Origin of the sequence: Burkholderia sp. LK4 (assembly GCF_001043615.1) — a bacterium.
Classification (GTDB): domain Bacteria; phylum Pseudomonadota; class Gammaproteobacteria; order Burkholderiales; family Burkholderiaceae; genus Burkholderia; species Burkholderia cepacia.
This window is the reverse complement of sequence record NZ_LDUL01000066.1, coordinates 41,890-54,480: the sequence shown is the minus strand read 5'-3', so window position 1 is coordinate 54,480 and position 12,591 is coordinate 41,890. Positions and strand designations below refer to the sequence as shown.

At 69.1% G+C, this 12,591-nt stretch carries 12 protein-coding genes; 7 read left to right on the top strand and 5 right to left on the bottom strand.

The features are described from left to right. Positions 1-175: 175 nt before the first annotated feature. The 7 genes from VK92_RS29955 to VK92_RS29925 all read left to right on the top strand — a co-directional run bounded on the left by VK92_RS29955 (position 176) and on the right by VK92_RS29925 (position 7,160). Complete coding sequence (locus VK92_RS29955; RefSeq protein ID WP_021161120.1) at positions 176-1,114, top strand: UDP-2,3-diacylglucosamine diphosphatase; 939 nt, start codon at positions 176-178, stop codon at positions 1,112-1,114. A 29-nt stretch (positions 1,115-1,143) separates the two neighbouring features. Next, positions 1,144-2,178 carry a glycosyltransferase family 4 protein gene (locus VK92_RS29950; RefSeq protein ID WP_027786855.1) on the top strand — a complete coding sequence of 345 codons (1,035 nt, stop codon included), beginning with the start codon at positions 1,144-1,146 and terminating at the stop codon, positions 2,176-2,178. Further along, a complete protein-coding gene (locus VK92_RS29945; protein WP_048020482.1) occupies positions 2,175-2,711 on the top strand; it encodes a diacylglycerol kinase in 537 nt (178 codons plus the stop codon). Before VK92_RS29950 ends, VK92_RS29945 begins: the two co-directional genes overlap by 4 nt. Positions 2,712-2,917: 206 nt before the next feature. Next, a complete protein-coding gene (locus VK92_RS29940) occupies positions 2,918-3,676 on the top strand; it encodes a TetR/AcrR family transcriptional regulator (protein ID WP_021161119.1) in 759 nt (252 codons plus the stop codon). Further along, complete coding sequence (locus VK92_RS29935; protein WP_048020480.1) at positions 3,673-4,254, top strand: TIGR00730 family Rossman fold protein; 582 nt, start codon at positions 3,673-3,675, stop codon at positions 4,252-4,254. The genes VK92_RS29940 and VK92_RS29935 overlap by 4 nt, the downstream gene beginning before the upstream one ends. A gap of 22 nt (positions 4,255-4,276) precedes the next feature. Continuing rightward, positions 4,277-5,038, top strand: a complete 762-nt coding sequence (locus VK92_RS29930; protein ID WP_048020479.1) for an SDR family oxidoreductase — start codon at positions 4,277-4,279, stop codon at positions 5,036-5,038. 229 nt (positions 5,039-5,267) lie between these two features. Further along, positions 5,268-7,160 (top strand): ArnT family glycosyltransferase, encoded by a 1,893-nt coding sequence (locus VK92_RS29925; RefSeq protein ID WP_048020477.1) that lies wholly within the window; start codon positions 5,268-5,270, stop codon positions 7,158-7,160. 185 nt (positions 7,161-7,345) lie between these two features. On the opposite strand, the gene VK92_RS29920 is transcribed toward VK92_RS29925, so the two are convergent. From VK92_RS29920 to VK92_RS29900, 5 genes are all read right to left on the bottom strand, one after another. Continuing rightward, the gene (locus VK92_RS29920; RefSeq protein ID WP_048020475.1) at positions 7,346-7,963 is read right to left on the bottom strand and encodes a DUF924 family protein; all 618 of its coding nucleotides are present in this window, start codon (positions 7,961-7,963) and stop codon (positions 7,346-7,348) included. Then, complete coding sequence (locus VK92_RS29915) at positions 7,960-8,691, bottom strand: alanyl-tRNA editing protein (RefSeq protein WP_048020474.1); 732 nt, start codon at positions 8,689-8,691, stop codon at positions 7,960-7,962. Before VK92_RS29915 ends, VK92_RS29920 begins: the two co-directional genes overlap by 4 nt. Before the next feature lie 104 nt (positions 8,692-8,795). Continuing rightward, positions 8,796-9,206 carry a group II truncated hemoglobin gene (locus tag VK92_RS29910; protein ID WP_006398765.1) on the bottom strand — a complete coding sequence of 137 codons (411 nt, stop codon included), beginning with the start codon at positions 9,204-9,206 and terminating at the stop codon, positions 8,796-8,798. 43 nt (positions 9,207-9,249) lie between these two features. Further along, the gene (locus VK92_RS29905; RefSeq protein WP_048020529.1) at positions 9,250-11,811 is read right to left on the bottom strand and encodes an ABC transporter permease; all 2,562 of its coding nucleotides are present in this window, start codon (positions 11,809-11,811) and stop codon (positions 9,250-9,252) included. 50 nt (positions 11,812-11,861) lie between these two features. Further along, on the bottom strand, positions 11,862-12,479 hold the full coding sequence (locus VK92_RS29900) for a DUF4126 domain-containing protein (RefSeq protein WP_021161113.1): 618 nt from the start codon (positions 12,477-12,479) through the stop codon (positions 11,862-11,864). Positions 12,480-12,591: the final 112 nt, after the last annotated feature.

Sequence of the window (12,591 nt, the reverse complement as noted above, 5' to 3'; positions counted from 1 at the left end):
GCCCGGCAGCCTTGCCGGACAAGCGCCGGACGTTCGGTACGGCAGGCCACACAACGTCCCGGCATTCACTGCTAAACACCTTGCAGCGGCCGTAATAAGAACGTCTCGTGACTGTCACGGCACAGTCACGCCCGCATGGCGGAATGCCGGTAATGTCAACCGGCGCGAGTCATGCATGGGCCAGAAAACGTCTGCGACCTCCCTGTTCCGTCAACCTCTCGGCGCCCGCGCCGCCACCGCCTTCCTGTCCGGTTCCGCCGCAACCGACGGGCTGGTGTCGCAAGAACCGCCTGCCGGTCATGCCACGCAGCATGACGACCCCGACTCGTCCGCGCATCGCTACCGCACCATCTGGCTGTCCGACATCCACCTCGGTTCGAGCGGCTGCCAGGCGCCGTACCTGCTCGACTTCCTGCGCCACAACGATTCGGAGTACCTGTACCTCGTCGGCGACATCATCGACGGCTGGCAGCTGAAAAAGGGCTGGTACTGGCCGCAGGCGCACAACGACGTCGTGCAGAAGATCCTGCGCAAGGCACGCAAGGGGACGCAGGTCGTCTACATCCCGGGCAACCACGACGAAGGCGCGCGGCAGTTCTGCGACCTCGCGTTCGGCGACATCCAGGTGCGCGGCGAGGCGTTCCACACGACGCTCGCAGGCAAACGTTTGTGGATCGTGCACGGCGACCTGTTCGACGGCGTGATCCAGCACGCGAAATGGCTCGCGTACCTCGGCGACACGCTCTACACGCTGATCCTCGTGCTGAACCGCTGGTTCAACCGGATCCGCAGCCGGCTCGGCTTCCAGTACTGGTCGCTGTCGCAGTACCTGAAGCACCAGGTCAAGAACGCCGTCAACTTCATCTCGCAGTTCGAGACCGTGATGACCGACGAGGCGCGCCGCCGCGGCTGCGACGGCGTCGTGTGCGGGCACATCCACAAGGCGGAGATCCGCGACATCGACGGCGTGCTGTACTGCAACGACGGCGACTGGGTCGAGAGCCTGTCCGCACTCGTCGAAACGATGGAAGGCGAACTGAAGATCGTCTACTGGACGGTGATGCGCACCGCACCGTCGGACACCACGTCGCGCAAGGCCAAGGCCACTGCCTGACACAACCGCACCTACAGGACATTGCCGCGATGAAGATCATGATCGTCACCGACGCGTGGGAACCGCAGGTCAACGGCGTCGTGCGCACGCTGAAGAGCACGTCGCGCGAACTCACCGCGCTCGGCCACCGCGTCGAACTGCTGACGCCGCTGGAATTCCGCACGGTGCCCTGCCCGACCTACCCCGAGATCCGCCTGTCGATCCTGCCGTACCGCAAGCTGCGCGCGCGGATCGACGCGTTCGCCCCCGACGCGCTGCACATCGCGACCGAAGGCCCGCTCGGCCTCGCCGCGCGGCGTTATGCACGTTCGCGCAAGCTGCCGTACACGACCGCGTATCACACGCGCTTTCCGGAGTACGTGCAGGCGCGCTTCGGCATCCCGCTCGCGGCGACCTACCGCTTCCTGCACTGGTTCCACGGCCCGTCGCTCGCGGTGATGGCGCCGACGCCGGTCGTCAAGCAGGACCTCGAGAAATTCGGCTTCACGAACGTGGTGCTGTGGACCCGCGGCGTCGACCTCGACGTGTTCCGGCCGATGGAATCGAAGGTGCTCAATACCGCGCGGCCGATCTTCCTCTATGTCGGCCGCGTCGCGATCGAGAAGAACGTCGAGGCGTTCCTGCGCCTCGACCTGCCCGGCTCGAAATGGGTCGCGGGCGAAGGTCCCGCGCTCGCGGAGCTGAAGTCGCGTTATCCGGAGGCAAACTATCTCGGCGTGCTGTCACAGGCCGAGCTCGCGAAGGTGTATGCTGCGGCCGACGTGTTCGTGTTCCCGAGTCGCACCGACACGTTCGGCCTCGTGCTGCTCGAGGCGCTCGCCTGCGGCACGCCGGTTGCCGCGTATCCCGTGACGGGCCCGATCGACGTGCTCGGCGAAGGCGACGCCGGCGCGATGCACGAGGACCTGCAGGAAGCCTGCCTCGAAGCGCTGAAGATCGAACGCGCGACTGCGCGCGCATGGGCCGAACGCTTTTCGTGGCGCGCGGCGTCCGAGCAGTTCGCGTCGCATCTGAAGCCGCTGCCGAAGACCGCGTACTCGCCAGCAGAAGGTGCCGCCGTTTGAAACGAGACCTGAACGACAAGTCCCCGCCCCCCGACGCCACGCCGCAACGGCACCGTCCGTTCGACGAGGATGAGCCGCATGCCGATGCGGACGTGCACGCGCACGAGCCGCTCGGCCCCGACGATCGGCTGACGCCGTTGCCGCCTAACCCGTACAAGCGCCACCGCGGCATCACGCGCGCCTGGTACGCGCTCAAGCATTCGCTGAACGGCTTTCGCGTCGCGATCCGCGAGGAGAGCGCGTTTCGCCAGGAACTCACGCTCGCCGCGCTGATGCTCCCGATCGGCGCGTTTGCGCCGGTGCCGGCCGCCTCGCGCGCACTGCTGATCGCGTCGGTGCTGCTCGTGCTGATCGTCGAGCTGCTGAACTCGAGCGTCGAGGCCGCGATCGACCGCATCTCGCTCGAACGCCACGAACTCTCCAAGCGTGCGAAGGACCTCGGCAGCGCGGCCGTGACGGTCGCGCTGTTCGCGTGCGTGACGACGTGGGCCTTCGTGCTCGGCCCGGTCGTCGCACACTGGCTGGGCTTCTAGACGAGCATCGGGCGCACGCGCCGCGCACCGCCCGCGTGCGGCGCTGCACCATGCGCCGTGCGGGGCCGCGCACACGAAATGCGCCCGATGTGGCGAAACCCCGGTTTATAATCGTCCGCTAGACATAGAACAGCAACCCGCGCCGGACGAATCACGCAGCATCGATTGCAGCGCCCGCCAGTCCGGCACACACAGGGCCGGACGACATGGAAGCGAAACCTCCCCGCCGCACCCGCGAACGGATTCTCGAGTTGTCGTTGAAACTCTTCAACGAGATCGGCGAGCCGAACGTCACGACCACGACGATCGCCGAGGAAATGGAAATCAGTCCAGGCAACCTGTACTACCATTTCCGCAACAAGGACGACATCATCAACAGCATCTTCGCGCAGTTCGAGCAGCAGATCGAACGGCGGCTGCGCTTTCCCGAAGATCACCGTCCGACGATCGACGAAACCTGGTCGTACCTGCAGTACATGGCCGATTTCATGTGGACCTACCGGTTCCTGTATCGCGACCTCAACGACCTGCTCGCGCGCAATCGCACGCTCGAGACGCACTTCAAGCAGATCATCAGCCACAAGGTGCGCTTCGCGCGCGACATGTGCGAGCTGCTCGTGTCCGACGCCGAGATGGTCGCGACACCCGCCGAGATCGAGGTCATCGCCACCAACATGGCCGTCATTTCGACGTACTGGCTGTCGTATCAGTACGTGATGCATCCGCGCAAGTACAACGACCAGGACGCGATCCGCGAGGAACTGCACCAGGTCAGCATGCACGTGATCTCCGTGATGGCACCGTACCTGCGCGGCCGTTCGCGCCAGCTGTTCGACGACCTGGTCTCCGGCAAGCTGCCGAAGCGCCAGTTCACCGACTACCTGCCGCCGCGCGACGGCTCGCCGCGCCCGGCAGACAGCCCCGTCGTCACCGGGCAGGCCCCTGCCAAGGATTCCAAGCAATGAAGGCAGTCTGTGTTTACTGCGGCTCGTCGTCCGGCGTCCGGCCCGTCTATGCCGACGCCGCGCGCGCATTCGGCCGCGCGCTCGTCGATGCGGGCCTCACGCTCGTCTACGGCGGCGGCCGCGTCGGCCTGATGGGCGTGATCGCCGACGAAGTGATGGCGGCCGGCGGCCGTGCGGTCGGCGTGATCCCCGAATTGCTCGTCGACAAGGAAGTCGGCCATACGGGGCTGTCGGAACTGCACGTCGTGCCCGACATGCACCACCGCAAGAAAATGATGGCCGACCTCTCCGACGCGTTCGTCGCGATGCCCGGCGGCGCCGGCACGCTCGAAGAGCTCTTCGAGGTCTACACGTGGGCGCAGCTCGGTTATCACCGCAAGCCCGTCGCGGTCTACAACATCGATTCGTTCTACGATCCGTTGATCGCGCTGCTGCGCCATACGGTCGACGAAGGCTTCATGCGTCCGGCCTATTTCGACGCGCTGTGCGTCGAATCCGAACCCGTCGAACTGATCGAGCGACTGCGTCGCTACCAGCCGCCCGCCCGCGACAAGTGGGCGCCCGACGCGGCCAAGTAACCGTCACCGGCCCCCCCACGCGATGACCGCACCGTCCGACCGCAAGGCCGTCCTCATCACCGGCGCGAGCCGTGGCATCGGCCGCGCGACCGCCGTGCTCGCAGCCGGGCGCGGCTGGGACGTCGGCATCAACTACGCGCGCGACGCGGCGGCGGCCGAACTCACCGCGCAGGCCGTCCGCGACGCGGGCGGCCGTGCCTGCGTCGTCGCGGGCGACGTCGCGAACGAAGCCGACGTCGTCGCGATGTTCGACACCGTCACGGCCGCATTCGGTCGCCTCGACGCGCTCGTCAACAACGCGGGCATCGTCGCGCCGTCGATGCCGCTCGCCGACATGCCGGCCGACCGGCTGCGGCGGATGTTCGACACCAACGTGCTCGGCGCGTACCTGTGCGCGCGCGAAGCGGCGCGCCGGCTGTCCACCGACCGTGGCGGCCGCGGCGGCGCGATCGTCAACGTATCGTCGATCGCCTCCCGGCTCGGCTCGCCGAACGAATACGTCGACTACGCGGGCTCGAAGGGCGCGGTCGATTCGCTGACGATCGGTCTTGCGAAGGAACTCGGCCCGCACGGCGTGCGCGTCAACGCGGTACGCCCCGGCCTGATCGAGACCGAAATTCACGCGAGCGGCGGCCAGCCGGGCCGTGCGGCCCGCCTCGGCGCAACGACGCCGCTCGGCCGCGCGGGCGAAGCGCAGGAGATCGCCGAAGCGATCGTCTGGCTGCTTGGCGACGCGGCGTCCTACACGACGGGTGCCCTGCTCGACGTCGGCGGCGGCCGGTAATGCCATACTGCGGCGCAGCAAAAACCGCCGCCCGAGACGATCAGTCGTCACGACACCACAAATCTCCACAATTCCGTGACGCTACGAGTAAACTCTCGTAATAATTCCGTGGTCTACTAGCGGACATTCAGACAGGCCTCATCAACACCTGTCCGTTACCCCCTGATGTGGCCCTAATCGGTCCTGCCCATGTCGCCGGACCGGCTCGACTCGACCCGAGATCTTTTCCATGCCCGGAACCGCAGCGCCTAGCCGGCGACGCACGTCTGTGCCCGCCCCGGCTCAGCACACCCGCTCGATCGCCGACACCGACCTCACCGCAACGCTCGACGTCGCCGGCACGCCCGACGCCGCCTCGACCGTCGCAACCAGCGCCACGCACGAGCGCTCGCTCCTGCTCGGCTGGCGCGCATGGCTGTTCGTCGCCGCGCTGATCTGCGCGTATGTGCTGCCGGGCGTACTCGGTCACGATCCCTGGAAACAGGACGAAACCTACACGTTCGGGATCATCCAGCACATGCTCGAGACGGGCGACTTCGTCGTGCCGACCAATGCCGGCCTGCCGTTCATGGAAAAGCCGCCGCTTTACGCGTGGGTCGCGACCAGCCTCGCATGGCTGCTGCAGCGCGTGATGCCGCTGCACGATGCGGCACGACTCGCGAGCGCGCTGTTCGCCGCGCTCGCGTTCGGCTTCATCGCACGCACGGCGCGCGTCGCCAGCCGCGCGGACACCTGGTTCGACCTGCGCGTGATCGGCCCCGTCGTGTTGAGCGCGGGCACGCTCGTCGTCATCAAGCACGTGCACGACATGATGACCGACGTCGCGCTGTTCGCCGGCACGGCAATCGGCTTCAGCGGGCTGCTCGAACTCGTGATGCAGCACGTCGCGCGCGCGCAGCAGATGCGCCACGGGCTGCCGGTCCGACCGTCGGGCCGCTGGGCCGCACCGATCTTCGGCGCGGGCGTCGGTATTGCGCTGATGGCGAAGGGGCTGTTCGTGCCGCTCGTGTTCGCGGCCTCGCTCGTCGGCGCGCTGGTGCTCTATCCGGCCTGCCGCACCCGCTCGTTCGCGCGCTCGCTCGGCATCGCCGCGCTCGTGTTCGCGCCGTTCGCGCTCATCTGGCCGACCGCGCTGTTCATGCGCTCCGAAACGCTGTTCATGACGTGGTTCTGGGATAACAACGTCGGCCGCTTCTTCGGCTTCTCCGTCCCCGAACTGGGCGCGGAAAACGACAAGCCGTTCTTCATCCTCCGCGCGTTCCTGCTCGTCGGCTTCCCGGTCGCGCCGCTCGCGATCGTCGCGCTCGCGCGCGGCGTGTGGCGCGACTGGCGGACGCCGCGCGTCGCGCTGCCCGTCTTGTTCACCGGCATCGGTCTCGCCGTGCTGCAAGTGTCCGCGACGTCGCGCCAGCTCTACATCCTGCCGTTCTTCGCGCCGCTCGCGCTGGTCGCCGCGCAGGCCATCGAACGCCTGCCGCGCCGGCTGCATCTCGCGTGGGATTACCTGAGCCGCATCCTGTTCGGCACGGCCGCGGCGCTCGCCTGGGCAATCTGGGCAGTGATGGCCGATCCGGCCGCGTCGCGCGCGGATCTGGCGCCGCTCGGCCGCTGGCTGCCGCTCGACTGGACAATGCCGATCGAACCCGCGCTCGTGACCGGCGCGCTCGTGCTGACGGTCGGCTGGCTCACGCTGCTTCCGAAGCTGCGCGCGACGGGCCTCTGGCGCGGCGCACTGTCGTGGGGCGCCGGCGCACTCGTCGCATGGGGGCTCATCTACACGCTGCTCCTGCCGTGGCTCGACGTCGCGAAGAGCTACCGCTCGGTGTTCGACGACCTGAACGCGCATCTCGCGCTCGAATGGAACGACGGCGACTGCATGGCGAGCCTGCACGGGCTCGGCGAATCGGAAGCGCCGATGCTGTACTACTTCTCCGGCATCCAGCACACGCCGATCGACGACGCGAAAACGACGCGCTGCACCTGGATGATCGTCCAGGGTGTGCGGGCCGTCGATCCGGCGCCGGGCAGCGAATGGAAATTGTTCTGGTCGGGCGCGCGCCCGGGCGACAACGACGAACTGCTGCGCGTGTACGTGCGCACGCCCGAGCAGCACCTGCAGTGACGGGTCGCGGCGCGGCGCACCGTCGTGCGTCCCCTCGTGCCATGCGTGGAACGGCGAACACCGCCGCCTGACACGCGTACAGCCGCCGGGAAACGCGCGCCGCCGACCGGCGCGCCCGGCTGACACGGTGGCCGCGCGACGCCGCAGGGCCGCCCCCTCCCCTTATTGCGCGACTGCGCGGATCTTCAGAACGACGAACCGGGCTCGCGAAGAAACGCCGTTTCCTCGTCGCTCGACTCGCGTCCGAGAATCGCGTTCCGGTGCGGAAAGCGGCCGAAGCGCTCGACGACGGCCGCATGCAGCAACGCGAAGCGGTGATAGCTTTCGCACCCTGCCTCGTCGCGGATGCCCGCGCACAGGCGCACGGCCTCGCGCTGGCTCTCGACCAACTCGTCGTGCTCGAACGGCAGATACGCAAACGCGCGGTGATGTCCGCTCGGCAACTGCGCGTCCCAGCCGGCCGCGACCACGCGGCGTGCAAGCGCGAGCGCCTTCGGGTCGGCGGCAAACGCGCGCGGCGTACCGCGATGGATGTTCCGCGAGAACTGGTCGAGCACGACGATCAACGCAAGCGCACCCGGCGGCGAGCCGGCCCAGTGATCGCATCCGCCGTCGCACGCAGCGTCGAGCAACGCGCCATAGCGTGTGCGCAGCACGTCGTCGAACGCCGCCCCGCCGTTGAACCAGACCTTGCGCGCCTGCCCGAATTCGGCCGAGCCCGGCTCGCCGAACCAGAAATCCAGGATCTCCCGCGCATGCGGATCGAGCGCCGCCGTGCCTGCGTGGATGGTGTCGATCGTCATGCAAACTCCAGGACGAGGCGCCGGGTGCGCGCGCTCTTCTTTTCCAGTTTCGCGATTCGCAGCTCGCCGATTTCGGCCGTGTTGCGCACATGCGTGCCCCCGCACGGCTGCAGGTCGACATGCTCGATGCGCAGCAGCCGCACCCGGCCGAGGCCCATCGGCGGCTTCACGCTCATCGTGCGCACGAGGTCCGGCCGCCCGGCCATCTCGTCGTCGGTGATCCACTCGGTCGTGACCGGGTGCGCGCCGACCACCAGGCCCGCGAGGCGCCGCTCGACATCGTCGCGGTCGATCGGGTCGGACGTCGCGAAATCGAGGCGGACATAGTCGGCCGTCACGCTGCAGCCGTCGACCGCGTACGGCAGCACCGCGCACATCAGATGCGCGGCCGTATGCAGGCGCATGTGGCGGTAGCGGCGCAGCCAGTCGATCTCCGCCGCGACGCGCGTGCCGGGCACGAGCGCCGCGACACGCGCCTCCTGCCCCGGTGCGGGCACGTGCACGGCATCGTCGGGTGTCGCGCCGTCGAACTTCGCCTTGCGCGTATCGGCGATCGCGATCGTGCTGCCGTCGGGCAGCGTCAGCGTGCCGGTGTCGCCGGCCTGGCCGCCGCCGAGCGGATAGAACACGGTGCGGTCGAGCCGGATGCCGTCTTCGCCGACGGCCAGAACGACCGCGTCGCATTGCGTGAGGTACGCGTCTTCGCGAAACAGCGCTTGTGTCGTCATCGGGCAAACCTCGTATCGATCGGGAGAAGCGGCCAGTGTCGCGCCACGCGGTGCGCGCGCCCAGACGCAAATCGCCCGCGCGCGTGCAGCGGCGTACCGGTCGGTCAACCGGGCCGGTTGCGCATCCAGTCGGCCGTATCGTAGAACGAATGCATGAGCCGCTCGCGCAGCGGTTCGGGCAATCCGACATCCTCCATCGCCCACGCCATGCAGCGCAGCCACTGATCGCGCTCGACCGACGCGATCGGGAACGGCAGGTGCCGCGCGCGCAGCCGCGGATGGCCGAACCGGCTGATGTAGTGGTCGGGGCCGCCGAGCCACCCGCACAGGAACCAGAACAGCTTGTCGCGCGAACCGTCGAGCGACGCCGGGTGCAGCGCGCGAATCTGCGCGAACTCGGGCTCCAGGTCCATCAGGTCGTAAAAGCGGTCCACCATTTCGCGCACGCGGGCTTCACCGCCCACGAGTTCGAACGCCGTCGGCTGCGACGGCGCATCGTCATTCACATCGGTCATACGGATAGTCGGAAAACGGGATCTTCGGGGCCGCCGGCGACGCTCATGCGTCGCGCAGCGACTGCAGCGCGGGGCGCCGCAGCACATTATGCAGGCTCAGCCAGCCGGCCGCACCGGCGCACGCGACGCCGGCCGCGATACCGGCCGGCACGAGCCACGGATCGACCGCGAGCTGGAAGTCGAACACGCGCGACGCGAGCACCCAGCCGACCGCGATCGCGCCCGCCGAAGCCAGCGCGCCGGCCAGCGCGCCGACCACGATGAATTCCGCGCGCTGCACCGCATTGACCTGCGCCCGCGATGCGCCCAGCGCGCGCAGCAGCGCAGCCTCGCGCACCCGCTCGTCGCGCGTGCCGGCCAGCGCCGTGTAGAGCACGAGCACACCGGCCGCGAGCGTGAACGCGAACAGGAACTGCACCGCACCGACCACCTGCAGCATCATCCGCTGCAACTGCGCGAGGATCGGCGCGACGTCGATCGCGGTCAGGTTCGGGTAGCGCGCGATCAGCGGATCGAGCAGCGCGGCGTCCGAGGCCGGCAGATGGAAGCTCGTCAGGTACACGGCCGGGAAATCCTTCAGCACCGGCGGCGGCATCAGCACGAAGAAATTGACGCGGAACGAGCCCCAGTCGAGCTTGCGCACGCTCGTGATCGGCGCGTCGACCGTCAGCCCCGTCACGTCGAAGCGCAGCACGTCGCCCGGCTTCACGTTCAGCGTCTTCGCGAGGCCGGCCTCGATCGAGATCTGCGGCGTGGCCGCGGTGCCGAACCAGTCGCCTTCGACGATCCGGTTGTCGGACGGCAGCTCGGTCGTATAAGACAGGTTGAACTCGCGGTCGACGAGCCGGCGGGCCTCGTCGGACGGGTAGGCATCCGGATTCACCGGTTTGCCGTTGATCGCGACGAGGCGGCCGCGCACCATCGGCGCGGGCACCGCGTCGCGCACGCCGTGCGCGGTCAGATACGCGGCGACGTCGGCACGCTGGTCGGGCTGGATATCGATCAGGAACTGGTTCGGCGCATCGGGCGGCGTCGACTGCCGCCAGCCCGCAACGAGGTCGTTGCGCGTGATCGCGATCAACAGCAGGCACATCAGGCCGAGCGCCAGCGCGGTGATCTGCAGCGCGCTGGCCGTGCCGCGCCGGTGCAGCGACGCGAGCGCGTAACGCCAGCCGACGCCCGCGGCCACACGCACGTTGCGCACCGCCCGCGCGGCGGCGAACAGCACGAGCCGCGAGATCAGCGCGAAACCGACCAGCGCGCCGGCGAAACCGCCCGCGACAATCAGCCCGAGCTTCAGGTTGCCCGCAGCCACGATCAGCAGCCCCGCGAACAGCACGACGCCGATCGCATACGCGGCCCACGCGGTGCGCGACGCATCGCCCCACTCGCGCCGCAGCACGCGCACCGGCGGCACGCGCGTGAGCGGCACGAGCGGCGGCAGCGCGAAGCCGAGCAGCAGCACGAGCGCGGCGCCCACGCCGATCAGCGCTGGCCACGGCGTGGGCGGCGGCAGCACCACGTCGATCAGTCCACCGAGCGCGGCCAGCAACGCCCAGTGGCCGCCGTAACCAAGCACCGCGCCTGCGGTGCCGGATACGACGCCGATGCCGGCGAATTCGAGCGCGAACAACGCGCCGAGCGTGCGGCGGCTCACGCCGAGGCAGCGCATCGTCGCGCAGCCGTCGAGGTGGCGCCGCATGTAGCGCTGCGCGGCCATCGCGATCGCGACCGCCGCGAGCAGCGCGGTGAGCAGCGCGACGAGCGTCAGGAAGTGGCGCGCGCGATCCAGCGTCTGCCGCACCTGCGGCTGGCCTTCCTGCAGCGACTCGAGACCGGCACCGCGCAGCTTCCCGCCGTCGACGCGTGCGTGCGCATACGCTTCGAAGCGCGCGACGGCCTGCTGTTCGCCGGCGACCAGCAGCCGGTACGTGACCCGGCTGCCGTAGCCCGTGAGCCCCGTCGCGGCGAGTTCGTCCGCGCGCATCATCAGCCGCGGCGAAAAATTGACGAACGAAAACCCGCGATCGAGTTCACGGGAGATCGATGCGGCGACCTTGAACGTGCGCAACCCGACGCGCACCGTATCGCCCGCCTTCAGGTGCAGCGCATCGAGCAGCGCCGGATCGGCCCATACGGTGCCCGGCGCGGGAATCCCGTCGGCCTTCTGCGAGGCGGAGGCACCGGCCGGCAGGATCTCGACCGCGCCACGCAACGGATATCCGGGCGACACGGCCTTCACCGCCGCGAGGCGCGATGGCGCCGCGTCGGACGCCTGCCCGCCCGTGGCGGACGCGATCATGCTCGGGAAGATCGCGGTCGTCGCGGTACGCAGGCCGAGCGCGCGGGCCTGCCGGTCGAACGACGGATCGACCGGGCGGTCGGCCCGCACGACGAAATCGGCGCCGAGCATCTGGCGCGCGTCGCGCTCGAGCCCCTGGCGCAGCCGGTCGGCGAGGAAACCGACGCTCGTCAGCGCCGCGACCGCGAGTACCAGTGCAAGGACGAGCAGCGTCAGTTCGCCCGCGCGCCAGTCGCGCGCGGTCATGCGGGCGGCCTGGCGGATCAGGTCGCGCAGGCCGAAGCGGCCGGCATGCGCACGCATCTCATGGCCGGGTTGCCCGGCGGGCGGCTGCGCCGCGTGTTGCCGCCCCTTCAATCGCGCTTCCCCCCGATCGAGTTCAGCCGCGACACCATATGGTTCGCCATGCCGCGAAAGCCGCCCGACACACCCCGCCACAGGCGCGGGAGCGCCCACGCAGAAGCCGCGATGAAGGCGGCGAGCAGCACCAGGAAGGCCAGCGGAACGAAGAACGCGAGCACGAGCCCGCCGACCACGAGGCCGTCCTCGGTCGACGATGCGACCCAGTTCGAAATCGGTTCGGGAGACAGGTTGATCAGCGCGCGTGTGCCGGCCTTCGCCACGTGCGCGGCACCGGCAAGCGAACCGCCGGCGAGCCCCGCGACCGCGAGCACGGTCGGGTCGGCATGGCCGAGCGCGCCGGCCGCGAGCACGGCGCCGGCCGGAATGCGGATGAAGGTGTGCACGGCATCCCACAGCGAGTCGAACGCGGGGATCTTGTCGGCAAGGAATTCGGTGACGGTGAGCACGGCCGCGGCGCCGATGACCCACGGCGACATCAGGACGGCCAGCGTGTCGGGCAGGTGCAGCCAGCCGAACCGCGCCAGCAGGCCGGCGATCAGCACCGTCAGGTACAGGCGCAGGCCGCTCGCCCACGCGAGCCCCGCGCCGAGCGAAATCGCTTCGATCATGGCCCTCTCCTTGCACTTTCCGTGCGCTTTGCCGATTGACCGGATCGGGTCGGACAGACCGGCCGCGCGGCGCGTGGCGACCGGCACAGCGTGCCACGAGAAGCACGACGGT

What these genes read in the sequence shown, in the direction of transcription:
- VK92_RS29935 (WP_048020480.1), top strand. Translation starts at nt 3,673, where the DNA reads ATGAAGGCAGTCTGTGTTTACTGCGGCTCGTCGTCCGGCGTCCGGCCC.
- VK92_RS29900 (WP_021161113.1), bottom strand. Translation starts at nt 12,479, where the DNA reads ATGATCGAAGCGATTTCGCTCGGCGCGGGGCTCGCGTGGGCGAGCGGC.
- VK92_RS29915 (WP_048020474.1), bottom strand. Translation starts at nt 8,691, where the DNA reads ATGACGACACAAGCGCTGTTTCGCGAAGACGCGTACCTCACGCAATGC.
- VK92_RS29905 (WP_048020529.1), bottom strand. Translation starts at nt 11,811, where the DNA reads ATGCGTGCGCATGCCGGCCGCTTCGGCCTGCGCGACCTGATCCGCCAG.
- VK92_RS29910 (WP_006398765.1), bottom strand. Translation starts at nt 9,206, where the DNA reads ATGACCGATGTGAATGACGATGCGCCGTCGCAGCCGACGGCGTTCGAA.
- VK92_RS29920 (WP_048020475.1), bottom strand. Translation starts at nt 7,963, where the DNA reads ATGACGATCGACACCATCCACGCAGGCACGGCGGCGCTCGATCCGCAT.
- VK92_RS29930 (WP_048020479.1), top strand. Translation starts at nt 4,277, where the DNA reads ATGACCGCACCGTCCGACCGCAAGGCCGTCCTCATCACCGGCGCGAGC.
- VK92_RS29925 (WP_048020477.1), top strand. Translation starts at nt 5,268, where the DNA reads ATGCCCGGAACCGCAGCGCCTAGCCGGCGACGCACGTCTGTGCCCGCC.
- VK92_RS29955 (WP_021161120.1), top strand. Translation starts at nt 176, where the DNA reads ATGGGCCAGAAAACGTCTGCGACCTCCCTGTTCCGTCAACCTCTCGGC.
- VK92_RS29940 (WP_021161119.1), top strand. Translation starts at nt 2,918, where the DNA reads ATGGAAGCGAAACCTCCCCGCCGCACCCGCGAACGGATTCTCGAGTTG.
- VK92_RS29950 (WP_027786855.1), top strand. Translation starts at nt 1,144, where the DNA reads ATGAAGATCATGATCGTCACCGACGCGTGGGAACCGCAGGTCAACGGC.